Source organism: Stenotrophomonas sp. YJH_SMC_105-26 (assembly GCF_059368915.1).
In genome coordinates this window covers 118,396-144,705 of record NZ_JCAFSD010000004.1, presented here as the reverse complement: position 1 = coordinate 144,705, position 26,310 = coordinate 118,396, and the positions used below count along the sequence as shown (strand labels likewise).

Genomic DNA, 26,310 nt, shown 5'->3' with positions numbered 1-26,310 from the left:
GCCACCATCCACGCCTGGAGCCCGACGATGCGCCTCAATCCGCTTGCCCTGCTCGCCATCCTGCCGCTGGCCGCCTGCAGCCACGCCGGCAGCAGCACCACCCACGATGCCGCACCGGCACCGGTGGCCGATGCCGCCCACGAATGCAGGCCGGAAGCGCTGGAAGCCTTCACCGGCAAGACCGCCGACGAGGCCACCATCAAGAAACTGGTCGCCGATAGCGGTGCCCGCAACGCGCGCGTGGTCAAGCCGGGCATGGCGGTAACCATGGACTTCCGCCAGGACCGCGTGACGGTGCAGGTGGACGGTCAGAACCGGATCGAGCGCGCCAGCTGCGGTTGATCAACCCAGTGGGTGCCGGCCACTGGCCGGCACCCCACATTGCCGGCCAGCGGCCGGCACTACCAGTCAGAGTCGCTCGGCCTTGCCGCTGGCCAGTGCGCGCGCGATCACCTGCTGCGCCTGCCGCGACGCCTGCTCATGCACGCGTGCCTGACGCTCACCCAACGCAGCCTGCCGGCTGCCCAGCGCCGCCTGGCGGCTGGCCAGTTCAGACTGCTGGCTGGCCAGGCGCTGCATGCCGCGGGTGTGGGTGGCCCGCGCGGTTTCGTTGTCCACTTCCTGCATCGCACGACGTGCCTCTGCAGCAGCCTCACGTGCAGCCTCACGTGCAATGGCCGCATCGTTGGTCGCGCCCCGCGCCGCCTTCGCCGCTTCTGCCGCCGCTTCGCGGTTGATGTCATGCGCGGCCACCGCGCTGCGCGCAGCCTCGGCAGCGGCCAGTGCCATGCGGCGCGCCTCCTCGCCCTGCAGGCGGCCCATCTCGCCCATCTGCCTGCCGAGTTCGCCCTGCTGGCGACCCAGCGCACTCTGTTGGCGGCCCAGTTCGCTCTGCTGGCGGCCCAGATCCGCCGCGCCGCTGTAGGCACGCTGCAGGCTCTGGATCATCATCGGGTCTCGCACCACGTAGCGCTTGTCGCCCTTGCGGAACCACAGCGCCGGGCCCTTGCCGAGCTGTCTGCGGGCCACCGTCACGTCGTCCATGCCGCCGTTGGCGAAGGTCGAATCGCCATCTACCAGCACGAAGGCCTCCGGCGGCGATTTGCCCAGGTCCAGGCGGCCGTAGGTGGTGATGGAAGTGGTGCGGGAGGTCGTGTGTTCACTGTGCATGCCGGTATCGACATCGACATCCGCATCCACGTCGACCGCCACATCCGCATCGTCCGGACCTGACAACGCCTCGACATCAGCCGGCTCGGCGGGCGGCGCGGGCGCCACCGGCACGGCCGGAACGCGCGCGGACGAAGGCGGTGCGGGCGGCGCTTTCGGAGCCTTCGGCGGCGGCGGCGGCACGACCTTCGGCGCCGCAGGAGGCGCGGGCGGTGCCGGCGGCACCGGCGCTGCGACCAGCCGCATCGGCGCCACGCCCACCACCAGCACCATCGCAGTCAACGCCATCGCCAGGATGCGCGGGCAGGACCGGCGCGACTGCAGCGAGAGCAGGCGGCGCTTGAGGCTGGTGGTATCCGGTGCGGCACTGGCCACGCCCAGATGCGGCTGCGGTGCCACGCCCAGCTGCAGCAGCAGACGGCCATAGGCCTGGCGGCTGGCACCGTGCTGGCCAACCACCGCTGCATCCACCGCTTCCTCGCGCGCCTGTGCATATTCACGCACCGACAGGCGCAGCAGCGGGTGGAAGAAGAACAGGTGCTGGGCCAGTGCAGGCAGCAGGCCCCATTGCAGGTCACGCCGCTGCAGGTGCTGCAGTTCGTGGGTCAGGGCCAGGTCCAGCGCGTCGCCCTGCAGGGCGTTGTCGCCCGCCGGCAGCAGCAGCACCGGGCGGAACGGCCCGACCAGCTGCGGTGCGTCCACCTGCGTGCTCATCCACAACCGCGGCGCAGGACGCACGCCGTGCGCATCGGAGGCCAGCTGCAGGGCCTGCACCAGCGCCTCGTCCTCGCAGGGATAGGCCGCTGCCAGCAGCGCGCGGCAGCGACGCCACTCACCGAAGGTACGCAGGGCCATCAGCAGCACGCCGGACATCCACAGCGTGGCCAGTGCGACGGCCCACCATGCCACCGCCGGCACATCCGCGGCGGGCATCGGCATTGCGGCCAACAGCTGTGCCGAGGCCTCCGGGGCCAGCGGGTAGACCATGTCGGCGGCCACATCGGTCGCGCTCATCGCCACCGCCTGCGGCGCCGGCAGCCAGGCCAGCTGCAACGGCTGGCTCCAGAACAGGCCGAGCACAGCCTGCAGCGAGACCAGCCACCACAGGCGGCAGCGGGTCGCCGCCGACAGCGACGGCAGCGCGCGGCATACGCCATACACCAGGGCCACCAGCAGCACGGTCTGCAGGCTGGTCCAGCCCAGCCGTTCCAACATCGGGATCAGCATCGTGGTGTCCATGGCTCAGCCCTCGTGGCGGCGCGATTGGAGTTGGGCAACCAGCGCTTCCAGTTCGGCCAGCTCGTTGTCGCTGACCTGCTGGCGCTGCGACAGGTAGGCCACGAACGGCGACACCGAGCCCTGCAGGGTGTTGTCGACGAACTGCGCCACCGCGCCCTGCAGCACGCTCTGCGGGCCACGCGTGGCCTGGTAGCGGTAGACACCGTCCTGCTGCTGGCGCTGAAGATACCCCTTCGCCCGCAGTCGCTCCATCATCGTCAGCACGGTGGAGCGGGCCAGCCCACGGGCCTCCCCGTAGCCACTGGCGACCTCGCCGACCGTGGCCGGCGCATGTTCATCGATGTACTGCAGCAGGGCCAGCTCCTGGTCCCCGATCGTCTTGCCACGCATGACACCACTCCCTTGACTACACGTGTCGCCACTGTCTGCGTGACGACAACTGTAGTCAACCCCCCCGGAAGTCATGGGCCGACGAACGGTAGGCACCACCGAGCGCCTAAACCTTTGACCCGCCCGCTGCATCCGATCTGCAACGCCCCGCTGGAATTCCACATGTCCCGCCCAATGCTCCGTGCCCTGCTCATGCTCATCAGTGCACTGCCCTTCGCCGCCGTTGCTTCCAGCCAGGACCACGCCAACGACCAGACCCGCCGCCTGATCCGCCAGATCATGCTGGAGCAGCGCATCCCCGGATTGCAGGTCGCGGTGGTCAAGGACGGGCAGATCGTGCTGTCCGAGGCCTACGGTCTGGCCAATGTCGAGAACGGTGTGCGTGCCTCGCGCGACACCCGCTTCCCGCTCAACTCGGCCACCAAGGCATTCACCGGCGTGGCGGCTGCGCAGCTGGCGCAGGAGGGACGACTGGATCTGGACGCGCCGGCCTCGCGTTACCTGGATGATCTTCCGCCAGCGTGGAGAGACGTGCGCGTACACCAGTTGCTGGCGCATGCCTCAGGCCTTCCGGACATCCTTGATGCGAACGGACTGCTGGGCGGTGGCTCCGAAGCACAGGCGTGGACGGCGGTGACAGCGCGGCCGCTGGAAGCGGCGCCCGGGCAGCGCTTCGCCTACAACCAGACCAACTATGTCCTGCTGGCACGGATCATCGCGCAGCAATCCGGTATGTCCTACGAACGTTTCCTGGCCACACGCCAGTTCAGCAGCGCGCGCATGGCCCGCACCACCTTCGGCGACAGCTACGACCTGATTCCGGATGCGGCGACGATGTACAGCCTGGCCCCGCGTGCCACCGATGCTGTGGATGCACCGTCCCGCCTGTCGCACTGGTTCTACGACATACCGCCTTCGCTCTGGGCCGGTGGCGGCATCCTCACCACCGCCGACGACACCGCGCGCTGGCTCGTCGCACTGACCGAAGGCCGTTTGCTGCCGGAGACGGCACTGCGGCGGATGTGGAGCGCAGAGCGCCTCGCTGATGGCCGCGCCGGCCCGTGGGCGGGTGGCTGGGCGGTACTGCGCGCATCGCCCGACCTTCAGGTGGCCGGTATCGGCGGTGCGCGCTCGGCCTTTGTGGTCTATCCCGAGCGCGGCGTGGCGGTCGTGTTGCTGACCAATCTTGTCGGTGCCAATCCGCAGCAGTTCATTCCGCGCATTGCCGACTTCTATGTGCGCGATGCCTCAACGCCCCGTCACGAACGGGTCGGCCTTGCACGGCAGCAACGGGCTGTCATCGCAGGGCCATAGCGCGGCGGGAACGGCCCTGGCCACTTCGAAGTGATCCTGGTTCCAGTGCAGGAAACCGCCGTGGATGGCATTGCCATGGTCGAAGCTGCGTGCATCGGCGGCCAGTGGCTGTTCGGGGTCGGCTTCGGCCACCCAGCGCAGCACTGGCACTTTGTCCAGCACGCCGATGAAGGCGAACAGATCGCCCGCGCCCTTTTCCTGGTAGGCCGTCATGGTCGCCGCATCGGGCAATCCGGCCTGCGCCAGGATGGATGCGGTGACATCCTGCAGCGGTGCGGCTCCCTGTGCGATGTAGGCGCGCATGCCCGTGGTGGTTGCCGGGCAGCCCTGCAGCTGCACCAGATAGCCGGTGGTACCGCCACTGCCGGAGAACGACCGCATCCAATAGCGGAAACGCGGCCCGCTGCGATCAGTAACCATCAAATCCTGCTGGCCATCCTGCGCGGGAATGGAGAGCACCTGCACCTTGCTGGCGCTCTCCACGTTGCACTTCAACTGCGCCAGCACCTGCCTGGCAGGTTCGGGCAGCGTAGCGTAGCGGCCGCCGGGATGGCCGCTGCCGGAAGCCTTCGGCAATGCGGGCAGTCCGCGATCCGTGGGAAGGGTCTGCGCAGGCAGGGCCTCCGGTTTCGCGGCCGAGCTGGCAGTGGGCGCCACCGGCGCGACGCGCTCTCCAGCGGGCGCGCAGGCACTGCAGGCCAGCAGCAGCATCAATGGAACGCTCGGCGTCAACTGCGATCGGATCATCGATCAACGCCCTCCCATCGCCGGCGCGTCCTGCTGCTGTGCCGGCGCGGGCGCAGGTGCAGCCTGTTCGCGCGATTGCTGCTGCAGCTGGCGCAGGCTGGATTCCACCGCGGTCTCGCGCACCTCGGCCGCATTGACCCCTGCGCGCAGCGCCGCAGGATCGCCCGGGCTGCCCTGCACCAGGAACAGTGTCTCGCCAGCCGCACGGCCGGCGCTGGGATTGCTGGCCACGATCTGGTCGACCCGGGTGATGCGCGCGGCCTTCGCTTCGCGCAGCATCACCAGGCTGTAGTCCTCGGCATGCTCGGCGTAGCGTCCGCCCAGGGCCTGCAGGCGCGTACTGATCTGCTGCTGCAGGGCATGATCGCGATGCTGCGGCTGACGGGGGTCCTCGTTGGCCGCGAGCGGCACGTCCTGCCCCAATTCGCGCGTCTGGCCGGGTGCAACCGAGGTCAGCACGTACTGCCAGCGGTTCTGCCCAGGCGTGCCGCGCACCGTCGACACGAAGTCGTCATACTCGCCGCCACCGATGGTCTGGCAACCGGCCGAATCGGTGTTGGAACGGCTGCCACGATGGATCTTGAAGGTGTCGTTGAGGTCCTGCACGCCCTGGGTATCACGCGCATCGAACCAGCCATCGCCATTGCTGTCGCGCTCCACCCGTCCGGCGCCCGCAGTGATCGCGTCCTGCGAAGGACGCAGCGCGAACTCATCGGGATGCCCATTGCGCGGATGGGTGGTCACGCGCATCTCGATGGTGCCCTCGCCCAGGCGCCCCAGATCCTTGACCCGGTCGCCGTTGACGTCCTCGCCCTCGGTCTTGGTACGCGGCGCCACATTGCCAAAGCCCGGGCTGCGCGGCGCGGTCTTGGCATGGCCGTCGTACTGGGCGGTCGGCTCGGTCGTGGCCTGGTTGAACTCGCGCACGTGGCCGCGGCCCTGCGCATCCTTCCACAGCACCACGATGCGGTCATCGTAGACGCCACGTCCGCGCGCCTCGGTCGTGCGGTTCTCATCGCGCAACCCCAGCACCACGCGGTCCTGGGTCGCCATTGCATCGTTCGCTGCGATGTTGCCGCGCTGGGCCACGATGCTGCCATAAACGTCGTACTGCTGGGCCTGGCTCAATCCCGCTGTCTCGGCAGCATCGGGCATCCGCGGCGGGCGCGTCGCCTCGCCCAAGCGATCCAGCATCGGATTCACCGTAGCTGCATCCGCTGCGGCCACGCCCCCGTTCCGGCGCAAGCCCTCAAGCTCGGCGGCCGCACGCGCCGAGATATAGCGATCCAGCGATTCCTGCACCACTGCGCTCTGTCCGTCGTGCAGGGCCTGGAGGCGGGTGGCGGCAGCACGCGCATCGTTCCGCCGCAGCAGGGCGACGACCTCGTTGGCTGCGGCATTGATATCCATTTCGGGCATGGTCGGTCCTTGAACATGGTCGGTACAGGATCAGCCTACCAATCGCACGGTGTGGGGCCTTTGACAGGCCGCACACCTTCGCTGCCGCCGGATCCAGGCGGGAACCGACACGACTCAGCCGCGCGGCCCACCCATCACCGGCAGGATCGCCCCGCTGATGTAGCTTGCACAGACCGGCGAGGCCAGGAACACATACGCCGGTGACAGCTCTTCAGGCTGTGCAGGCCGGCCCATGTCGCTGTCCTTTCCGAACTCGGCGACATCCCCGGCCTGCTTGTCGGCCGGGTTCAGCGGCGTCCATACCGGCCCCGGCGCCACGCAGTTGACCCGGATGCCGCGCGGCAGCAGCTGGCTGGCCAGGGCCTTGGTGAACGCATGGATCGCGCCCTTGGTGGCCGAGTAGTCGATCAGCGCCTTGCTGCCGAAGAGTCCGGTTTCCGAGCCGGTGTTGATGATGCTGGCGCCCTCGCCCAGATGCGGCAGTACCGCACGCGCCATCTGGATGTAGCCGCCGATGTTGGTCTGCAGCGTCTCCTGCAGGTGCGCGTCTTCCAGATCCTCCAGCCGCTCGCAGTGCAGCTGGAACGCGGCGTTGTTGACCAGGATGTCGATGCCACCGAAGGCCTTGGCCACCTGCTTGACCGCCTTGTTGCAGAAGCGCGGGTCGCGTACGTCACCGGCGATCACCACACAGCGGCCACCTTCGCGCTCCACGTGCTGGCGGGTGATGTCGGCATCTTCGGCCTCGTCCAGGTGCAGGACCGCCACATCGGCGCCTTCGCGTGCGAACAGCACGGCCACAGCACGGCCGATGCCGGAATCACCGCCAGTGACGATCGCGCGCATGCCCTGCAGCTTGCCGCTGCCGGTGTAGTCCGGCGCGAGGAAGCGCGGTGCCAGCTCCAGTTCGTGTTCGTGCCCCGGCTTTGCCAGCTGCTGGGCCGGCATGGCCTCCGGCTGGCGGCGTGCGCCGGCCTGGGTCGCGGTCTTTTTCGTGGCCTTCTTGGCTGCGCGTGCGTCCTTGGCCTTTTCCTGGTCCTGCAGGCGCCGCTGCCGGGCGGCAACGCGGGCGGCGCGGGGATCACCGGCCGCCGCCTTGCGGGTTGCGGTCTTCACCACCCGCGGGCGAGCGGGGTCGGCAGCGGTCTGGGTCGCGGTGCTGCCCTTGCGCACCTTGGGTGAGGCTTTGCGGCGGGCGGGGGTCTTTCGGGTGGTGGCCATGCAGGTCTCCTCGGGGGGGGAATGGGATCGCCGGCCAGCGGCCGGCACTACCGGGCGCGTGCGCCGCAGTACCGGGGGCGGCATCCGCCGCGACTGCAGTGTCTCCACCCAGGCTGTTGGCGGGGGTGAGCGCACCGTATCCACGATGTGCACGGTGTTCATTCCGCCACCACGTGCGCCGTCGCACGCTGCACGCAACCACACCAAGGAATCCTTCCATGAAGCATGCCATCGCCACCGCCGCCGTCTGTCTCGCCCTCGCCGCCTGCAGCAGTACGCCGGTGGCCCAGGTGCAGCCGATCGACGGCGTGATTTCCGGTCAGTGCCACAGCGACAGGGTGCGTGGTGCGCTCGGCCTGGCCGCCTCCGCCGCAACCGTCGAGCGCGCGCGCGTGGACAGCGACAGCCTGCACGTGCAGGTGCTGCGCCATGACGGCCCGCGCGTGCCGCCGGCACACGAAGGCGGTGACCGCCTGACCATCGAGAAGGGCCGCACCAACAACATCACCGCGATCTATTGCGGCTGACGTCTGCGGCTGAGCCGGCGCGCCCTGCGCAGCACGCGCAGGGTGGCCTGCTCCCACTGGCGCGGCCCACGCAGGCCGGCCAGTTCCGCCAGTTCACCGCGCTCCCAGCCGGCGAACACGCAGGGGTCGATGTAGGCCTTGCGGCACACCGCAGGGGTATTGCCCAACTGGGTCGCCACCTTGCACACCACCTCACGCTGTACCTTGGCCAGCGCACGCTGGCTGGCCGGTTCGGGCAACTCGGTGGCCGCGAACGCTTGCACCGCGGCCAGGGTGCCGCCCCAGGTGCGGAAATCCTTGGCGGTGAATTCCTCGCCCATCACCTCGCGTAGGTAATCGTTGACCGCACCGGAGTCGACCGGCTGGATGGCACCGTCGTCGTCGCGATACTGGAACAACGCCTGGCCCGGCAACTGCTGCACGCCGCGCACCAGCGTGCCCAGCCGGCGGTCACCTACCGTCACTTCGTGCAGCTGCCCGGATTTGCCGCGGAAGCGCATCCGTACGCGCCCGCCGCGCAGCAGGTCGAGGTGCCGGTTGCGCAGCGTGGTCAGGCCAAAGGATCTGTTTTCCTTGGCGTAGGACTCATTGCCTACCCGCACCAGGGTGTCGGCCAGCAGCGCGACCACGACCGCCAGCACCTTTTCGCGGGGGAAGCCGCTGTGCTTGAGATCGCGGCTGAGCCGGCGCCGCAGCGCGGGCAGTGCTTCACCAAAGGCGATCACCCGGTCGAACTTGCCGGCGTCGCGCACTGCGGCCCAATCGGCGTGGTAGCGGTACTGCTTGCGCCCGCGGGCATCGCGGCCGGTGGCCTGCAGATGGCCATTGGCGTGGGCGCAGATCCATACGGCGGTATAGGCCGGTGGAATCGCCAGCGCGCGGATGCGCTGCAGGGTGGCGGCATCGCGCACCGCGTGGCCATCGGCATCGCGGTAGCTGAAGCCCTTGCCGGCGCGGCGCCGGCTGATGCCCGGCTGGGTGTCATCGACATAGCGCAGGCCCGCAGCGCGCGCGGCCTGTCGTTCGGGGGTAGAGGGGGTCGGCATGCGCGCAGTGTCGCTGCCGCGCTGCCGCGATCCTGTCGATAACACAAGACAAACACGTGAGGATCGGTTCGCCGCTATGCTCGGGCTTTCACAATCCCTTCCGGAGTCATGATGTCGTTCCCGATTCGCGCCCGTTCGCTCTCCGCCCTGCTGCTGCCGGCCGTGCTGGCCCTGACCGCCTGCCAGGCACCGGCGCTGGATGAACAGGATTCGGCCACGGCCCATGCCCAGCAGGCTGCCGAAGCCGCCAAGGCACCCGCCGACGAAGCCGGCAAGGCCACCGAGGCACCGCCGGTCGGCACCTGCGATGCCAGCCAGGTGCAGAGCCTGGTCGGCCAGGCCTACGCCGACGCGCTGGGCAAGCAGGCGCAGGAAGATGCCGGTGCCCACCAGCTGCGCGTCATGAAGCCCAACGACGTGGCCACGATGGAATTCCTCGGCGACCGCCTGAACATCGAAGTGGACGACAAGGGCCTGGTCAGCGGCGTGCGCTGCGGCTGAGGGCGACCCCGCGCCGGCACGGGGTTGCCGGCGCGTTCTGTTGCACCTGCAACCGTGTATTGCGGCGCTGCAGCAACCTGTGATCTAGTCGAGGCATCCGGTGGCCTCACGATGCGCTCCAGGGAATGAGCGGGGACGAGTGTCGCCGCCAACCCTATACGCATCGAGGTAGAGATGGCCCCCCGCAACCGCCAAGGGCTTTACGACCCGCGCTCCGAGCGCGATGCCTGTGGATTTGGCATGGTCGCCCAGCTCGACGATCAACCTTCGCGCCTGTTGGTTGATACCGCCATCGCCGCGCTTTCGCGCATGACCCACCGTGGCGGCGTCGCCGCCGATGGCCTGACCGGCGATGGCTGTGGCCTGCTGCTGCGCCGCCCCGATGCATTCCTGAAACTGCTGGCCAGCGAAGCCGGCATCACCACCGCCGCGCGCTTCGCTGCCGGCCTGGTGTTCCTGCCGCACGACACCGAGGCCGCCGACGCCTGCCGTACCCAGCTGCAGGCGCAGGTGGAAGCGGTCGGCTGCAAGGTCGCCGGCTGGCGCGAGGTACCCACCGATGACAGCGTCTGCGGCCAGCTGGCGCGCGATACCCTGCCGCGCATCGAACAGGTGTTCGTCGATGCCGGTGTCGGCCAGGACGATGCCGGCTTCGCGCTGGCGCTGTTCCTGGCCCGTCGCCGCAGCGAGCAGCAGCTGCGCGATCACGCTGATTTCTACGTCACCACCCTCACCCCCGATGCGATCAGCTACAAGGGCATGGTGCTGCCGGACAAGCTCAGCCGCTTCTATCCCGACCTGCAGCGGCGCGAACTGGCCTCCAGCGCGATCGTGTTCCACCAGCGCTTCTCGACCAACACGCTGCCGCGCTGGCCGCTTGCCCACCCGTTCCGGATGCTCGCCCACAATGGCGAGATCAACACCATCGAAGGCAACCGCCGCTGGGCCCAGGCGCGCAGCAAGGTGTGGAAGACGCCGCGCTTCGACATCGCCGAATTCGACCCGGTGATCTCCATGCACGGCTCGGACTCGCAGAGCCTGGACAACATGCTGGAACTGATGGTCGCCGGTGGCATGGAGCTGATCCAGGCGCTGCGCATCCTGGTGCCGCCGGCCACCCAGTCGCTGGAGTTCAAGGACCCGGACCTGGCCGCGTTCTACGAGTTCCACGGCCTGAACAGCGAGCCGTGGGATGGCCCGGCCGGCATCGTTGCCTGCGACAGCCGCTACGCCGTCTGCACCCTCGACCGCAACGGCCTGCGCCCGGCACGCTGGATGCTGACCGCCGACCGCCACTTCCTGGTTGCCTCTGAAGCGGGCGTGTGGGAAGTGCCCACCGAGCGGGTGGTGCGCAAGGGCAAGCTCGGCCCCGGCGAAATGATCGCGATCGACCTCAAGCGCGGCGACCTGCTCGACTCCGATGCGGTCGACCGCATCAACCGCGGCCGCGCGCCCTACAAGCAGTGGCTGCAGCAGGGCGTGACCTACCTGCAGACCGAACTGATCGACCCGTCGCTGGTGGAAGAGCCGTTCGACGAAGCCACCCTGCGCAGCTACCACAAGCTGTACCAGCTCAGCAGCGAGGAAGTGGAGCAGGTGCTGCGGCCGCTGGCCGAGACCGAGCAGGAAGCCACCGGCTCGATGGGCGACGACACGCCGATGGCGGTGCTGAGCCAGCGCAGCCGCCCGCTGTACGACTATTTCCGCCAGGCCTTCGCGCAGGTCACCAACCCGCCGATCGATCCGCTGCGCGAAGACTGCGCGATGTCCCTGTCCACCCAGCTCGGCAAGGAGACCAACATCTTCCATGCCGGTCCGGAGACGGTGAACCACGTCATCCTCAATTCGCCGGTGCTCAGCCAGCGCAAGCTGCGCCAGCTGCTGAAGATGGAGCAGTACGTGCAGGCCAACCGCCTGCTCGACCTGTCCTACAGCGAAGACGAGGGTCTGCGTGCCGGCATCGAGCGCATCTGCGCCGAGGCCGAACAGGCCGCGCGCGACGGCATGGTGATGCTGCTGCTGTCCGACCGCTACCCGGTGGCCGGGCGGCCGATGGTGCATGCGCTGCTGGCCACCAGCGCCATCCACCACCACCTCTCGCGGCTGGGCCTGCGCTGCGACGTGAATCTCATCGTCGAGACCGGCACCGCGCGCGACCCGCACCACATGGCCTGCCTGCTCGGCTTCGGCGCCACGGCGGTGTATCCGTACCTGGCCTACCAGACCCTGTTCGACCTGGGCCGTCGCGGCATCCTCAAGCTCAGCAAGGGCGGTGAGCAGTCGCAGATCGGCCGCCGCTACCGCAAGGGCGTCTACAAGGGGCTGTCGAAGATCATCTCGAAGATGGGCATCTGTACCGTGGCCAGCTACCGCGGCGCGCAGCTGTTCGAGATCATCGGCCTGGAACCGGAGGTCGTCGATCTGTGCTTCCCGGATACCGCTTCGCGCATCGGTGGCGCGGGTTTCGCGCGCCTGGATGCCGACGCGCGCGAGCTGTGCGCGCAGGCGTGGGACGCGCAGCAGGACGTGGATGTCGGCGGCCTGCTGAAGTACGTGCACGGCGGCGAGTACCACATGTACAACCCGGACGTGGTCACCACCCTGCAGCGCGCGGCGCGCAGCGGCGATCCGCGTGCCTGGCAGCAGTACTGCGATGCGGTGCATGCGCGCCCGCCCTCGGCACTGCGTGACCTGCTGGAACTGGTCCCTGCCGCCACGCCCGCACCGCTCGATGAAGTGGCCCCGGCCAGCGAACTGTTCCCGCGCTTCGATACCGCGGCGATCAGCCTCGGTGCCCTGTCACCGGAAGCGCATGAAGCGCTGGCGATTGCGATGAATCGCCTGGGGGGCCGCAGCAATTCCGGCGAAGGCGGTGAAGACCCCGCACGCTATGGCACCGCCAGGCGCAGCAAGATCAAGCAGGTGGCCTCCGGGCGCTTCGGCGTGACCGCCGAGTACCTGGTCAATGCCGAGGTGCTGCAGATCAAGGTCGCGCAGGGTGCCAAGCCCGGCGAGGGTGGCCAGCTGCCCGGGCACAAGGTCAACGAACTGATCGCGCGGCTGCGCTATGCGCGCCCGGGCATCGGTCTGATTTCGCCGCCGCCGCATCACGACATCTATTCGATCGAGGACCTGGCGCAGCTGATCTACGACCTCAAGCAGGTCAACCCGACCGCGCTGGTGTCGGTGAAGCTGGTCAGCCATGCCGGCGTCGGAACGATTGCGGCGGGCGTGGTCAAGGCCGGTGCGGACCTGATCACCATCTCCGGCCATGATGGCGGCACCGGTGCCTCGCCGGTCAGCTCGATCCGCTATGCCGGCGTGCCGTGGGAGCTGGGCGTGGCCGAGGCGCACCAGGCGCTGCTCGCCAACGACCTGCGCGGCCGTACCCTGCTGCAGACCGATGGCGGCCTGAAGACCGGGCTGGACGTGGTCAAGGCCGCATTGCTGGGCGCCGACAGCTTCGGCTTCGGCACCGCGCCGATGATCGTGCTGGGCTGCAAGTACCTGCGCATCTGCCACCTCAACAACTGTGCCACCGGCGTGGCCACCCAGGACGAGCGCCTGCGCGAGAACCACTTCACCGGGCAGCCCGAGCGCGTGGAGAACTTCTTCCGGCTGCTGGCCGAGGAAGTGCGTGGCTGGCTGTCCTACCTGGGCGCGCGTTCGCTGGAAGAGATCGTCGGCCGTACCGACCTGCTGCGCCAGATCGAATCCGCGCCGCGCGACGGCGTGCGCGTGGACCTGTCGCGCCTGCTGGCCGACAGCCGCTACGAGGGCAGCCACTGCGCCGCGCAGCGCCTGTACGAATCGCCGGACAGCCTGGCCACGCAGATGGATGGCCTGCTGGCCCCGGCCATCGAGCACAAGCGCGGCGGCGAGCATCGCTTCCTGATCCACAACACCGACCGCAGCATCGGTACCCGCCTGGCGGGTGCGGTGGCACGCGCGCACGGCAACCAGGGCATGGCCGAGGCACCGCTGGAACTGCGCTTCCGTGGCAGCGCCGGGCAGAGCTTCGGCGCCTTCAATGTCGGTGGCCTGCACCTGGAAGTGGAAGGCGAAGCCAACGATTACGTCGGCAAGGGCATGGCTGGCGGCCGGCTGGTGGTGCGGCCGCCGCGTGGCGCGCGCTTCGAGGCACGCAGCACCGCCATCATCGGCAACACCTGCCTTTACGGTGCCACCGACGGTGAGCTGTTCGCTGCCGGCCGCGCCGGCGAGCGCTTCGCGGTGCGCAATTCCGGCGCACTGGCCGTGGTCGAAGGTGCCGGTGACCACTGCTGCGAGTACATGACCGATGGCGTGGTGCTGGTGCTGGGCAAGGTCGGGCTGAACTTCGGCGCCGGCTTCACCGGCGGCCTGGCCTACGTACTGGACGTGGACCGTGATTTCGTCGACCGCTACAACCACGAGCTGATCGACATCCATCGCGTGTCCGCCGAAGGCTTCGAGAACTACCGCCAGCACCTGCACCGCCTGATCGGCCGCCATCGCGAGCTGACCGGCAGCATCTGGGCACAACAGATCCTGGACGAGTTCCGCGATTACATCGGCAAGTTCTGGCTGGTCAAACCCAAGGCCGCCAGCATCGAGTCGCTGACCGAAACCCTGCGACGCGCCGCGTGATGTTTTCCGGTAGTGCCGGCCGCTGGCCGGCAACGTTCCCTCCCGCATTCCAGAGCCCGCCATGAGCCGCAAGCACGCCTTCCAGTTCCTCGACCTGCCCCGCACCATGCCGCAGCGCATCCCGGTGGAACTGCGCACGTCCGGCGACTGGGGCGAGCTGTACGGAAAGTTCGGCAAGGAGGACGCCCAGTACCAGGCGGGCCGCTGCCTGGACTGCGGCAACCCGTACTGCAGCTGGAAGTGCCCGGTGCACAACGCCATTCCGCAGTGGCTGCAGCTGGTGCAGGAGAACCGCATCCACGAAGCCGCCACGCTGTGCCACAGCACCAACCCGCTCCCGGAGGTGTGCGGCCGGGTCTGCCCGCAGGATCGCCTGTGCGAGGGCAGCTGCACGCTGGAAGAGTTCGGTGCGGTCACCATCGGTGCGGTGGAGAAGTACATCGTCGATACCGCGCTGGCCAGCGGCTGGCGCCCTGACCTGGGCGCGGTGCAGCCGACCGGCCGCAGCGTGGCGGTGATCGGGGCCGGTCCCGCGGGCCTGGCCTGCGCCGACCGCCTGGCCCGCGCCGGCATTGCCGCGGTGGTCTATGACCGCTACGAGCAGATCGGCGGCCTGCTGCAGTTCGGCATTCCCAGCTTCAAGCTGGACAAGGACGTGATCCACCGGCGCCGCGACGTGCTGGAGGGCATGGGCGTGCAGTTCCGCCTCGGCGTGGAGATCGGCCGCGACCTCAGCGTGCAGCAGCTGCTGGACACCCACGATGCGGTGTTCATCGGTACCGGCGCCTACCGCTACACCGATGGTGGCCTCGACGGCCAGGACCTGAAGGGCGTGCTGCCGGCGCTGCCGTTCCTGGTGCAGAACAGCCGCATCGTCGGCGGCGATGACCCGAAGGGCCGGCCGATTGCCGGCTGGGAAGACACCATCGCCCTGCCCGACCTCAACGGCAAGCGGGTGGTGGTGCTCGGTGGTGGCGATACCGGCATGGACTGCGTGCGCAGCGCGGTGCGCCTCGGCGCGGCCAAGGTCACCTGCGCCTACCGGCGCGACGAAGCCAACATGCCCGGCAGCGCTCGCGAAGTGGCCAATGCGCGCGAAGAGGGCGTGCGCTTCCTGTTCAACCGCCAACCGCTGTCGATCGAAGCCGGCGCCGACGATGAAGTGATCGGCGTGACCGTGGTCGAAACCCGGCTGGGCGAACCCGATGCCAATGGCCGCCAGAACGCCGTGCCGATCGAAGGCAGTGAATCCCTGCTGGAAGCGGACGTGGTGATCATCGCCTTCGGCTTCTCGCCGAGCGTGCCGGCGTGGCTGGCGGACCTGGGGGTGGAAGGCCAGCCCAACGGCCGCATCGTCGCCGGGGGCAAGGACCGCCTGCCGTTCCAGACCGCGCATCCACGCCTGTTCGCCGGTGGCGACGCGGTACGCGGTGCAGACCTGGTGGTGACCGCCGTGGCCGAAGGCCGCGATGCCGCTGCCAGCATCGTCCGCCTACTGGCGCACTGAGTCCGGCAACAGCAGCTCCTCCAGCAGCGCGCGCAGTTCGCACGGCGCCACCGGCTTGGCCAGGAAATGGTCGATGCCCGCATCACGGCAGGCCTCGCGTGTGCGTTCCAGCACACTGGCAGTCAGCGCGACGATCGGCACCTGCGCACGGATGGCACAGGTATCGCCACGGATCGCCCGTGCCAGCGCGAAGCCGTCCATGTGCGGCATATGGCAGTCGGTGATGACCAGATCAAAGGGCTGCGCCTGCCAGGCCTCCCATGCCTGCTGGCCGTCGTCGCAGGCGTGTACCTGCAGCCCCAGCTCGCGCAGGCGCTGTACCAGCAACTGCAGGTTGGTCGGATGGTCTTCAACAACCAGTGCCCGCGCCGGCGGCAGCGGCCGTTGCACGGCCGTCGTGAGCACCGGTACCACCGTCGGTGCCGCAGAGGCCGCCAGCACCAGTTCCAGCCATACGGTGGTTCCCTTGCCCGGCGCGCTGCGCAGGTGCAGCTGGCCCCCCATCGATGCCGCCAGCTCGCGGCAGATCGACAGGCCCAGCCCACTGCCACCAAAGCGGCGCGTGGTCGAGGTCTCGGCCTGCTCGTAGGCAGCGAATACCGCCTGTTGCCGCTCCATGCTGATGCCCACGCCCGTATCGGTCACCTGCAGGCGCAACCGCTGCCCGCCATCGCGCTGCTGCAGCACATGGGCCTGCAGCACCACGCTTCCCTGCAGAGTGAACTTGAGTGCATTACCGGCCAGGTTGAACAGGACCTGGCGCAGGCGCAGCCCATCGGCCAGCGACCACTGCTGCAGCATGGGGTCGATCTCGCTGTGCAGGTGCAGGCCGCGGCTGGCCGCGACGGGCATCAACAGCTGCTGCACCGCGCGCACCAGCGCCGCAAGATCGGTCGGCCGCAGCTGCAGTGGCGCTGGCTGCAGGCGCTGGCTGTGCAGCACATCGTCCAGGATCTGTCGCAGCATCTGCGCGGCATCACCCACGGTGGTCAGCACCTGCCGCTGGCCCGCATCCAGGTCACTGGCAGCCAATCGCTCCAGCATGCCCAGCAGGGTACTCATCGGCGTGCGGATCTGGTGGCTCATGGTCGCCAGGAAATGGCTCTTGGCCAGCGCCGCCTGCTCGGCCGCGCGGCGTGCCTCGGCCAGCGCTACTGCACGCGCCTGTGCTTCACTGACATCCAACCAGTAGCCGCTCCACTCCACGCTGCTGTCATCGCACTGCAGCGGTCGTCCCTGTGAGCGGACCCAGCGCCAGCCCTGCGCCGACCGGGTGCGGAACGTAACGTCGATGGGACCGCGCACCAGCGCGGCCGCTTCGATGCACGCCATCACCCGGCTGCGGTCGTCGGCATGCACCGCGGCCAGCAGTTGCAGATGGTCGATCCGCGCAGTCTCCACGCTTACGCCGAACAACGCCTGCACGTCACCGGCGATCTGCGCCAGGCTGTAGTGGCCGGTTGCCGAACGGCGGGCCTGGTAGACCACCGCCGGCAGGTTCGCGGTGACGTCGTGCAACCGCTGCTCCAGCACGCGGCGGCGCACGCTCTCGCGATGCACGCGCCAGTAGCCGAAGGCATGCAGCAGCACGAGCGCGAGCAGGATCAGCGACGCCGGCACCAGCCAGCGCAGCGCCGAACCGGTGAGCCGCGCGCGTGGCCGGTCCGGCAGCCAGGCGCTGCGGCTCGACGCGCGACGTGCATCGCTCTCCTGCAGGAGCCGCTGGTCGAAAGCAGCGACCACCTCGGCACAGGCCGGCACGGCCGCGAGTACCAGTGCATCGCCGAAGCCCGCGGGTGCCGCGATCACCACAGCATCGCCTGGCTCCGCGCGGAGCGCGGCCTCCAGTTCAGCGAGATTGGCGACCACGGCGTCGACCAGCCCGGCACGCAGCAGTGACAGCGCGTGGTCCAGCGGCGCAGGGGCCAGCAGCTGCGCCCCCGGGGCCTGCTCGGCCAGCAATGGCTCCAGCGGCAGCCGGTCCGGGCTGGCCACGCTGCGGCCACGCAGGCCCTCCAGCCCCAGCACCGCAGCGGCGCCCTCGCGCCGCACGATCACCTGCGGCACCTCCAGGTAGGCCCTGCTGGCCACCCAGCCTGTCGGCAGCTGTGCGCGCGGCCAGCCCAGCAGCACCTGGGTGCCGGCCGGCAGTGCTCCCTCGGTAAGTACCGTCGCAGGCAACGGCTTCGCATGCTGCGCCGCCTGCATGCCCAGCAGCGGCAGGTAATCCGCGGCCAGTCCCGCAACCTCGCCCTGCTGGCTGTATGACAGGGGCGGCCGGTCGGAGCGCCATGCCACCTGCAGGGGGCCCGTACAACCGGATGCAGCGGCGATGCCGGGCAGCAACAGCGATGCCATGACGGCGGCGACGGCGCGGCGGCCGGCGACATTCACGGTAGACGTCCTCATTTCGCGGGCAGGAACCACGGCCGCGCAGCGGTACCGCTGCCAGCCACGCTAGCGAGGCAGGCTTCCGCGACAATGAGAAAAATTGGAAAAGCATCCGCATCGGCGAATGCCGACATACACTGCCGCTTCTACCCGTCCTACGGAGCGCTCGATGCGTATCGGCCTGGCTGCCAACCGTCTCCATCACCACGATGCGCGCGCGGCGCTGTTCCGCTGGCTGCGTGCCAGCGAGGCAGGCCTGCGCGAACTGGGGGTGTCACTGCACGCGGTCGGGCGCACCCACGATGCGATCGAACGGCAGGGATTCCTGGCCGGCTACGGCGGCCTGCACCGGTATCCCTACGGGCGCGAGGGAGGCCTGATGAAGCTGGTGGCCGAAGTGGTCGGCATGGGGCCGGAGCGGACACTGGACGGTGCGATCTACCTGATCGACCCGGTCGATCCGTCCTCGGTGTTTCCGGAAGCAACCGCGCTCAAGCGGCAGTGCGTGATCCACGGCAAGCCGTTCATTTCAACCGTGGCCACTGCACGCGACTGGATCGAGGTGGAGCGCATCCACGCCGGGCTGGCTGCCGACACCGGTGCCGACGACCTGCATGCCTTCCAGGGGCAGACGCTGGCGCTGATCGCGCATGATGCGATGAAGCCGGCGATGCTGGCCTTCGCTGACGAGCACTTCGATGTGCTGGCCCGGTTTGGCCAACGCGTTGCGACGGGCACCACCGGGCAGCGCTTGAACGAGCTGGCCTGGAGCCGGGGTTGGCCCAGCGATACGCCGTGGGTGACGCGTTACCAGAGTGGCCCGATGGGCGGCGATGCACAGATTGCCGACCGGGTGCTGGAGGGGCGCTGCCAGCGCGCGATCTTCTTCGAGGACCCGCATGTGGCACGCCAGCACGAGGCCGATATCCAGCTGCTGGAGCGCGCGGTGACGACGGTGACCGACCAGGCGGTGTGCATCACGGCGCCGCGGGTGGCGGCACGCTGGGCGGCAGCGGCGGCGTTGCGGGCGGGGTGAGGGTTTCGGCCAACGGCTGAGCCCCTCGTGGTGGGTCGTTCAAATCAGAAGCCGTGCTCTGCCGGGCGGGGTGGATTGCGCAGGGGTCGCTGCAAGTACGTCCTTGCAAGCTCGGTCGCCGCATCCATGCGGCTCACGCCCCTGCGCAACCCACCCCGCCCGGCCACGGACAGTTTCCTGTGTGCCCATCACGGAAGAAAGAAGGAAGAGCAGGAGCGGGTCGCGCGCTGCGCGCGCTTTTGTAGAGCCGAGCCATGCTCGGCTGCTGTCGATCGCGAGGGCTGGATATCCGCGCCACGCGCGTCAGCCGAGCATCGGCTCAGCTCTACAGCAGCTGGCGAAGCATCGCCTTCAGCCTGCGCCCTTCCAGCTGGAAGTAGTCGCGCTGCTCGCGCCACGCGGGGAAACGTTGTTCCACTTCGTGCCAGAACGCGGGCGAATGATTCGGCTGGATCAGGTGGCAGAGTTCGTGCACCAGCACATACTCGAATGCTTCAGGGCGCCCCAGCACCAGTGCCAGGTCCAGTGCCATGCTGCCGTCCGGCGCCAGCGAGCCCCACTGCGAAGACATCACCTTCAGCCGCAGGCGGCTGGGTGCACGTGGCAGGGTGGGCAGGTACTTCGGCAGCCAGCGGCCGACATCGGCGCGGGTCTGTGCTTCGTAGAACTCGCGCAGCAGGCGGCGCAGGGTGGCATCGCCGGCACGGGTCGGCCACTGCACGCAGGCGCCGTGTTCGTCGATCTCCAGCCGCGCATAGCGGCCTTCCTGCCAGCGCAGCGGCAACAGGTCGCCGCGCAGTGGCAGCACGCCGTCCTCGCCCGGCTGCAACGGGGCGGGCAGGCCCTGGCTCTGGTACTGGCGCAGCTGCAGCGCCAACCAGTCGCGGTGCTGTTCCAGGAATCGCTCGCCCATCACCAGGCTGGCCCGCGGCGGCAGCGTCAACCGTGCGCCGCGCTCGTCCACGCTCAGCTTGATCCGGCGCGCGCGCGGATCGCGCACGCGCAGCACCTCGATCTCGGCATCCTCCAGGCGCAGGCGAACGGTGTCGCGCTGCACGGTAGCGGGCGGGGTCGGGCTGATCAGGCGGCGCAGCAGACGGCTCATGCGCCCAGCATAGCGCTGCTTCGGGCCGCCGGATGACCGGCGGCCCACAGGGTGCCTGTTCAGTCAGCCTTGCTGAGCTTGAACGCTTCTTCCAGCAACAGGAACAGGCGGCGGATCTCGGCGCTCTGCAGGGCGAAGCGGGCGTCGAACTCGGCGCGGCGGCCGTCTTCGTCGGCATGCTCCAGCTGGTCCAGTGCGCCGTCGAGGAACTTCAGCTTGCGCACGATCAGGTCGTCGCCGATCACGAAGGACAGGTTGTCCTCGAAGATCAGCGCCAGCTTGGTCACCTGCTTGCCGGCGTCCAGGTGCTTGTCGATCTCGTCGCAGCGCAGTTCCTGGTGCTGGCACTTGACCACGGCGCCGCCTTCCACCGGATCCTTCATCTCGCACTCTTCGCCCAGGCTCAGCCCGGTCGGCAGCGGCTCGCCGGCGATCCAGCCGGTCAGGATCGAACGCGGTGCGACTTCGGCGTTCAGCGGCATCGCCGGGAAGCTGCCGAGCAGGCCGCGGATGTCGGACATGAAGTACTCGCCGGTCTTGCGGCTGGAGGTATCCACCGCCACGTAGCCGTGCTGCAGGTCGATGAAGGCATCATTGCGCGAGGACTTCACGAAGGCGCGCGGCAGCAGTTCATGCAGCAGGTCGTCCTTCATCCGCTTGCGCTCGCGGCCACCCGGGCGGCGGCCTTCCTTCTCCTCGATCTCCTCCAGCTTGCGCTCGAGCAGGTCGTTGACCACCGCCGCCGGCAGGATCTTGTCCTCGCCGCCCACGGTCAGCCACAGGTGTTCGGCGATGCGGTGGGAGAGCAGTTCCTTCTCCTCGCGGCCGAACGGCGAGATGAAGCCGCGCGAATTCATTTCCAGCGCGCCGACCGGCTTCAGCAGGGCGTGCGGCAGCAGGGTGTCGACTTCGGAAAAATCGGTGGTGGTCGGGAAACGGAAGAACGTCAGGTTGCGAAAGAACATGGAATTCCGGATGGCGAAGAGGAAGGGCGCCCGACCTTAAACGGTGGGCGTCTCGGGATCTGCGTCGGCGTCGGCCGGGGAGCCGGCCAGCCAGGCATGGGCGTCGGGCAGCGGCGCGTCGTCGCGACGGCCCAGCGCCATGAAGTCGAACAGGGTGGTGTCGGCCAGCTGCGAGGGCCGGACTTCACCCATGGCGCGCGCGATCTGCTCGATGCGGCCCGGGTGGTCCTTTTCCCATTGCTTCAGCATCAGGCCGACCTGGCGGCGCTGCAGGTTCTCCTGGCTGCCGCACAGGTTGCAGGGAATGATCGGGAACCGGCGTGCCTGCGCGTACTCGACGATGTCACTCTCGCGCACGTAGGCCAGCGGCCGGATCACCACGTGCCTGCCGTCGTCGCTGCGCAGCTTCGGCGGCATGCCCGACAGCTTGGCGTGGTGGAACAGGTTCATGAAGAACGTGGCCACCATGTCGTCGCGGTGGTGGCCCAGCGCGATCTTGGTGAAGCCATGGGTCTCGGCGTAGTTGTACAGCGCGCCACGACGCAGGCGCGAGCACAGCGAACACATGGTCTTGCCTTCCGGGATGACCCGGCTGACCACCGAATAGGTGTCCTGCTCGATGATGTGGTACGGCACGCCCAGGCCTGCCAGGTATTCCGGCAGCACGTGCTCGGGGAAGTCCGGCTGCTTCTGGTCCAGGTTCACCGCCACCAGCTCGAACGGCACCGGCGCCTTCTTCTGCAGCTGCAGCAGCACGTCCAGCAGGGTGTAGCTGTCCTTGCCGCCGGACAGGCACACCATGACCTTGTCGCCGGCCTCGATCATGCCGAAGTCGGCAATCGCCTCGCCGACCTGGCGGCGCAGGCGCTTGGCCAGCTTGTGCTGCTCGCGCTCGGCCACGCGCGGATCGCGGGCGGCGCGCGGTGGGGGATCGGGAAGGGAAATCACGGCACTCATGGGTTCCATTCTAACGGCTCGGAGCCGCCCCGGCCGGGGATCGGGATTCCCCTCTCCCGGCGGTCATCATCGCTGTGTATGCTCGGAGGCTGTGGACACCTACAGCCCCGCCGAGATCGTCGAGCGCCTCGTCGCCCTGCGCGCCGAGCACCGCCTGCTGGATGAACAGATCACCCGCATGGCCGCCAACGGCGAGGACGAGCTGGAGTCCAAGCGCCTGAAGCGGCGCAAGCTGCAGCTGAAGGACTGCATCGCCAGGCTGGAAAGCCTGCAGATTCCCGACGAGCCGGCCTGAGCGGTGGCCCATCCACGCATGGCGTGGACCTACTGCTTCGCCCCGGTAGATGCCAACCTTGGTTGGCATGTCGTTCGCCGGGCAGGACCCGGCGCTGCCTTCAATCCTGCGGCGCAGGCTCGTCCGGGCGGGCCGCTTCCGGGCTGACCCGTTCGATGGTGTGGCGCAGCTCACGGCCCAGGATGAACTTGGCATCCTTGGCCCAGGCATCCAGGCGCTCGTCGAACAGCAGCTTGCTGTTCTCGTCCGGCCACACCAGGCGCAGTTCGCGCAGCTTCTGGATGAAGCCACGGAACAGGGACTTGTCGAAGAACTCCGGCGCGGCCGGCGCATAGAGCAGGCTCAGCCGCTGCGCGGCCTGCTGGCACAGGCTTTCCAGCTCGGCAGCGCCGAGCACGCCGGGGCCGTTCTTCACCAGCACCGAGATGGCAATGTAATAGCGCTCGAACGCCTGCTGCAGCGAATGGCCGATCGCGCGCAGGCGGAACACCTCGTCGGTCTGCCCGGTGTTGCGCGCCAGGATGCCGCCGTCGTCATCGTTGACGTTCTGCAGCAGGCCCTCGCGCACGAACACATCGATGGTCCGGTCGATGCGCTGGGCGAACTCGTCCTCGCTCCACGGCAGGAACAGCTCGGCCTGGAGGAACGGGTACACCGTACGGCCCAGCTGGACCAGGCCGGTGCGGCTCATGCGGCGGTTGTTCTGGAAGCAGCAGGCCACCCACGACGAGGCGGTGAACAGGTGCACCACGTTGTTGCGGAAGTAGCTCAGCAGCACTGCGGTGTCGCCACTGACGCTGAGCACATCGCCCAGCGGGTGCTTGATGCGGGTGAGGACGTTGATTTCCTCGGCGTGGGCGATGATCCGCTCCGGCGAGTGCGGCGTCACCGTCACCCGGTCCGAGTACGGCATCTCGACCAGCAGGGTCTTGCACAGTTCGATCTGCGCGATCAGGTCGGCCTCGCCCATCGCGTGCTTCGGCGTGGACAGCAGGGCCAGCGCCAGCAGGTTGATCGGGTTGACGTCGGCGGCGCCATTGATGCGCACCTGGATGCGTTCGGCCAGCGTGTCCACCGTGGTCGACAGCCAGGCAGGCTTTTCGTCCTCGGACACCGCCTCGCCCTTCCACTCCGGCGCCTTCTCGGCCAGCACGTCGTTCAGCGCGATCGGCTCGCCGAAGTTCACCACCACCTGGCCATAGTTCTGCTTGAGCACCTTGGGGATGCCCCACAGCAGCGACCAGATCGATTCCTTTTCCTTCGGCCGGCCGGACAGTTCGTCCAGGTAGCTGCCGCCTTCCATCAGCTTCTCGTAGCCGATGTAGATGGGCTGGAACAGCACCGGCTTGCGCGGCTGGCGCAGGAACGCGCGCAGCGTCATCGAGATCATGCCGCCCTTGGGCTGCAGCAGCCGGCCGGTACGCGAGCGGCCGCCTTCGACGAAGTACTCCAGCGAGTAGCCGCCGGCCACCAGCTGCGCGACGTATTCGCTGAGCACCGCCGAGTACAGCGCGTTGCCACGGATCGAGCGGCGGATGAAGAATGCACCGCCCTTGCGCAGCAGGGTGCCGACCACCGGCAGGTTCAGGTTGATGCCGGCCACGATGTGCGGCGGCACGATGCCACGGTCGTACAGCAGGTAGGACAGCAGCAGGTAGTCCATGTGGCTGCGGTGGCTGGGCACGTAGACCACTTCGTGCCCCGGCGCGGCGGCCTTGAACTTGTCCAGGTGGTGCACCAGCACGCCCGCATAGATGCGGTTCCACACGTGGCTGAGCATGAAGCTGGCCGAGCGCACTACCGGGCTGGAATAGTCCGCAGCGATTTCCCAGGCGTAGGCGTGTGCCTTCTTCCAGGCATCGGCCGGCTTTGAGTTGTCGCGCTTGGCCTGTGCGGCGATCGCTTCGCGTACCGGCTCGGCGGCCAGCACCTGGTCCACCAGCAGGCGCCGGGTCGACAGGTCGGGGCCGATCACCGATTCACGGATGCGTCGGAAGTGCGTACGCAGCACGCGCTGCAGCTTGCGCACCGTGCGCTCCGGCTCCAGGCCTTCATCCACGGTGTTGCGCAGGGAGATCGGCGGGGCGAAGCGGACGATGGTGCTGCGGCCGTTGAGCAGCACCGCCAGCAGGCGACGGAAGCGGCCGACCAGTGCCCAGTTTTCCGAGAACAGCACCGCGAACCAACCGCTCTGCTTGTCCGGGGCGCGGCCGACGAAGATCGACACCGGCACCAGGTGCACGTCCAGGTCATCGCGCACGCGGTGCGCCTGCAGGACCTTGGCCAGCGAGTCGGAGTGGGTCTTGGCGCCGCGCTGCTCGGGAATCAGCGAGTTGCTGGAGCTGCGCCGCGACAGCGCCAGGTAGGCGCGCTTGCGGCCGGTCGGGTCACCGGCCAGCGGCACCAGCGGCGACGGCAGGCCGGCCTGGCGGCAGGCCTTGTCCAGGATCAGCGCGTTGGACAGGCCGTAGTCTTCCAGCACGTACATGACCGGGCGGCCATCGTTGTACTGGCCCGGGTCTTCCGGTTCGATCTTCAGCGACAGCCACGGCTCGACCAGACGGCCGAGCAGGCGAGCCCACAGCGGGCGGCGGCCGGCCGGACGCGCGTGCGCGGGCGGCGGTACCGGGTTCGGGCCGGTACCGGTCGAGGGGGACGCCGGCACCGTATCGGCGGGCGTCGACTGGGATTCTTCGCCGGGGAACGGCAGCGGGTTCTGTTTCGACATCGGCGCCATTATGGCTTAGGCGGCGGCGTTGCCGCTTCCCCACCTTCGGCGGGGGCTTCAGCGGCTGCCGGCGACGCGGCCGCGCGGGCCGCGTCGGCCTTGCGCAGCAGCGCGTCGGTGTCGGCCAGGGTACGGGTCAGGTACCAGTGGCCCTCGCGCCGGCTCAGTGGCAGCTGCAGGCTCATCTCGCGGCCGGCCAGGTCGTAGTGCAGGCGTACCAGCGCATTGTCGCCTTCCACCGAGAGCAGCTCGCCCCGCACGCTGCGAAGCGCGTCATCCACGCCCAGCCCGTAGCTGCCAAGCACCGCCTTGAGGGTGTGGATGAACGGCGCCAGCTGCTGCAGGCTGCCCTCCATGCCAGCCGCCTGCAGGCCAGCCTCGTCATCGAAGCCGACCTTGCCGGCCGCGCCGACCAGCGCGGCGATGGTGCTGCGTGCACGGGCGCGGTCACTGATCGGCGCGCCCTGCGCCCAAACGGCAAGGGTTTCGACCAGGGCGATGTAATGGGCCTGCTGGCCGGGCGTGTAGCCCTTCTGATGGCGCAGGTACTGCACCCCGAAATTGCCCATCGACTGCGCGGCCTGGCGCACGGCGCTGGCCTGGCCGGCCAGCTGGCGGTCGAAGCTGCGCTGCAGTTCGGTGCTGGCATCGGGCTTGCGCAGCGCGGCCAGCATCGGCAGCAGCTGGTCCCCCAGCGGCAGCTCGGTCAGCGGCCACTGGCTGTGTCCCTCCGCCCAGGCCTGCTGCAGCCGCTGATACTGGCCTGGCGGTACCGACAGCTTTGCGTAGCCGACCAGATCATCTTCGGCCAGGCGCAACGCCATCGCCTGCACCGCAGCCACCGGCTCGGCCGCTGGCCTGGCCGGATCGTTCACAGACTCGCGGCATGCCGCAACGGCCAGCAGCAGCATCGCCGCCAGCCCCCATCCACGCGCAGACCTTCCTCGCACCGCCACGCTCATGCACTCGGACTCCCCGGACCGGCCCGCATCTTGCGGCCTGCGACGTGACAGCGGCAAGCCGGGCGGTCACGTTTCCAACCAAGGGGGTCAGATCCCTTCTGCCGGCAGGCAGAAGGGATCTGACCCCAGAACCACCAGCGGGATAAAAAAAGAGCCCGGAT

20 protein-coding genes are annotated in these 26,310 nt (G+C 68.8%); 8 read left to right on the top strand and 12 right to left on the bottom strand.

The genetic code is table 11. The annotated features are described in order from the left end of the window. The first annotated feature begins 27 nt into the window (after positions 1-27). Positions 28-342: an I78 family peptidase inhibitor gene (locus AC5P7F_RS12195; RefSeq protein WP_014645466.1), complete on the top strand. Its 315-nt coding sequence runs from the start codon at positions 28-30 to the stop codon at positions 340-342. A 66-nt stretch (positions 343-408) separates the two neighbouring features. Here the strand turns inward: AC5P7F_RS12195 and AC5P7F_RS12190 are convergent, their stop codons facing one another. Continuing rightward, positions 409-2,409, bottom strand: a complete 2,001-nt coding sequence (locus AC5P7F_RS12190) for a M56 family metallopeptidase (RefSeq protein WP_164077876.1) — start codon at positions 2,407-2,409, stop codon at positions 409-411. A 3-nt stretch (positions 2,410-2,412) separates the two neighbouring features. After that, on the bottom strand, positions 2,413-2,799 hold the full coding sequence (locus AC5P7F_RS12185; RefSeq protein ID WP_014645465.1) for a BlaI/MecI/CopY family transcriptional regulator: 387 nt from the start codon (positions 2,797-2,799) through the stop codon (positions 2,413-2,415). Positions 2,800-2,991: 192 nt separating this feature from the next. Between AC5P7F_RS12185 and AC5P7F_RS12180 the strand changes: the two genes are divergently transcribed. Then, positions 2,992-4,113 (top strand): serine hydrolase domain-containing protein, encoded by a 1,122-nt coding sequence (locus AC5P7F_RS12180; RefSeq protein ID WP_164077882.1) that lies wholly within the window; start codon positions 2,992-2,994, stop codon positions 4,111-4,113. On the opposite strand, the gene AC5P7F_RS12175 is transcribed toward AC5P7F_RS12180, so the two are convergent. From AC5P7F_RS12175 to AC5P7F_RS12165, 3 genes are all read right to left on the bottom strand, one after another. Next, the gene (locus AC5P7F_RS12175) at positions 4,048-4,860 is read right to left on the bottom strand and encodes a hypothetical protein (protein WP_075075917.1); all 813 of its coding nucleotides are present in this window, start codon (positions 4,858-4,860) and stop codon (positions 4,048-4,050) included. The genes AC5P7F_RS12180 and AC5P7F_RS12175 overlap by 66 nt on opposite strands. Before the next feature lie 3 nt (positions 4,861-4,863). Continuing rightward, positions 4,864-6,279 (bottom strand): XVIPCD domain-containing protein, encoded by a 1,416-nt coding sequence (locus AC5P7F_RS12170; RefSeq protein WP_164077875.1) that lies wholly within the window; start codon positions 6,277-6,279, stop codon positions 4,864-4,866. A 114-nt stretch (positions 6,280-6,393) separates the two neighbouring features. Next, positions 6,394-7,500, bottom strand: coding sequence for an SDR family oxidoreductase (locus tag AC5P7F_RS12165; RefSeq protein ID WP_014645462.1), 1,107 nt, complete (start codon positions 7,498-7,500; stop codon positions 6,394-6,396). A 218-nt stretch (positions 7,501-7,718) separates the two neighbouring features. Here AC5P7F_RS12165 and AC5P7F_RS12160 point away from each other — a divergent pair, with 218 nt between their 5' ends. Further along, on the top strand, positions 7,719-8,027 hold the full coding sequence (locus AC5P7F_RS12160; protein WP_014645461.1) for a hypothetical protein: 309 nt from the start codon (positions 7,719-7,721) through the stop codon (positions 8,025-8,027). On the opposite strand, the gene AC5P7F_RS12155 is transcribed toward AC5P7F_RS12160, so the two are convergent. Further along, entirely contained in the window at positions 8,015-9,073 is a 1,059-nt protein-coding gene (locus AC5P7F_RS12155; RefSeq protein ID WP_014645460.1) for a DNA topoisomerase IB, read from the bottom strand. The genes AC5P7F_RS12160 and AC5P7F_RS12155 overlap by 13 nt on opposite strands. Before the next feature lie 111 nt (positions 9,074-9,184). Here AC5P7F_RS12155 and AC5P7F_RS12150 point away from each other — a divergent pair, with 111 nt between their 5' ends. The 3 genes from AC5P7F_RS12150 (at position 9,185) to AC5P7F_RS12140 (ending at position 15,710) form a co-directional block, all read left to right on the top strand. Further along, positions 9,185-9,574: an I78 family peptidase inhibitor gene (locus tag AC5P7F_RS12150; RefSeq protein ID WP_014035471.1), complete on the top strand. Its 390-nt coding sequence runs from the start codon at positions 9,185-9,187 to the stop codon at positions 9,572-9,574. Between the two features lie 174 nt (positions 9,575-9,748). Then, positions 9,749-14,203 carry a glutamate synthase large subunit gene (gltB, locus tag AC5P7F_RS12145; protein ID WP_495204181.1) on the top strand — a complete coding sequence of 1,485 codons (4,455 nt, stop codon included), beginning with the start codon at positions 9,749-9,751 and terminating at the stop codon, positions 14,201-14,203. A 61-nt stretch (positions 14,204-14,264) separates the two neighbouring features. Then, positions 14,265-15,710, top strand: coding sequence for an FAD-dependent oxidoreductase (locus tag AC5P7F_RS12140; RefSeq protein WP_032962391.1), 1,446 nt, complete (start codon positions 14,265-14,267; stop codon positions 15,708-15,710). Here AC5P7F_RS12140 and AC5P7F_RS12135 read toward each other — a convergent pair. After that, the gene (locus tag AC5P7F_RS12135; protein WP_164077853.1) at positions 15,696-18,104 is read right to left on the bottom strand and encodes an ATP-binding protein; all 2,409 of its coding nucleotides are present in this window, start codon (positions 18,102-18,104) and stop codon (positions 15,696-15,698) included. The two genes, AC5P7F_RS12140 and AC5P7F_RS12135, sit on opposite strands and share 15 nt — an antisense overlap. Before the next feature lie 166 nt (positions 18,105-18,270). On the opposite strand from AC5P7F_RS12135, the gene AC5P7F_RS12130 reads away from it, so the two are divergent. After that, entirely contained in the window at positions 18,271-19,137 is an 867-nt protein-coding gene (locus AC5P7F_RS12130; RefSeq protein ID WP_014035467.1) for a methylglyoxal synthase, read from the top strand. Between the two features lie 325 nt (positions 19,138-19,462). On the opposite strand, the gene AC5P7F_RS12125 is transcribed toward AC5P7F_RS12130, so the two are convergent. Genes AC5P7F_RS12125 through ttcA form a run of 3 tightly spaced genes read right to left on the bottom strand, consistent with a single transcriptional unit; the run spans position 19,463 to position 22,164 of the window. Further along, the gene (locus AC5P7F_RS12125) at positions 19,463-20,242 is read right to left on the bottom strand and encodes a M48 family metallopeptidase (RefSeq protein WP_032962385.1); all 780 of its coding nucleotides are present in this window, start codon (positions 20,240-20,242) and stop codon (positions 19,463-19,465) included. Positions 20,243-20,301: 59 nt separating this feature from the next. Beyond that, complete coding sequence (locus AC5P7F_RS12120; RefSeq protein ID WP_005411825.1) at positions 20,302-21,207, bottom strand: recombination-associated protein RdgC; 906 nt, start codon at positions 21,205-21,207, stop codon at positions 20,302-20,304. 36 nt (positions 21,208-21,243) lie between these two features. Then, the gene (gene ttcA / locus AC5P7F_RS12115) at positions 21,244-22,164 is read right to left on the bottom strand and encodes a tRNA 2-thiocytidine(32) synthetase TtcA (protein ID WP_032962383.1); all 921 of its coding nucleotides are present in this window, start codon (positions 22,162-22,164) and stop codon (positions 21,244-21,246) included. Positions 22,165-22,255: 91 nt separating this feature from the next. On the opposite strand from ttcA, the gene AC5P7F_RS12110 reads away from it, so the two are divergent. Continuing rightward, on the top strand, positions 22,256-22,459 hold the full coding sequence (locus tag AC5P7F_RS12110) for a YdcH family protein (RefSeq protein WP_032962381.1): 204 nt from the start codon (positions 22,256-22,258) through the stop codon (positions 22,457-22,459). Positions 22,460-22,559: 100 nt separating this feature from the next. Here AC5P7F_RS12110 and plsB read toward each other — a convergent pair whose 3' ends face one another. Together plsB and AC5P7F_RS12100 are read right to left on the bottom strand one after the other, a co-directional pair. Further along, on the bottom strand, positions 22,560-25,196 hold the full coding sequence (plsB, locus tag AC5P7F_RS12105; RefSeq protein ID WP_032962379.1) for a glycerol-3-phosphate 1-O-acyltransferase PlsB: 2,637 nt from the start codon (positions 25,194-25,196) through the stop codon (positions 22,560-22,562). Continuing rightward, entirely contained in the window at positions 25,196-26,149 is a 954-nt protein-coding gene (locus AC5P7F_RS12100; protein WP_014645453.1) for a hypothetical protein, read from the bottom strand. Before AC5P7F_RS12100 ends, plsB begins: the two co-directional genes overlap by 1 nt. Between the last annotated feature and the right edge of the window lie 161 nt (positions 26,150-26,310).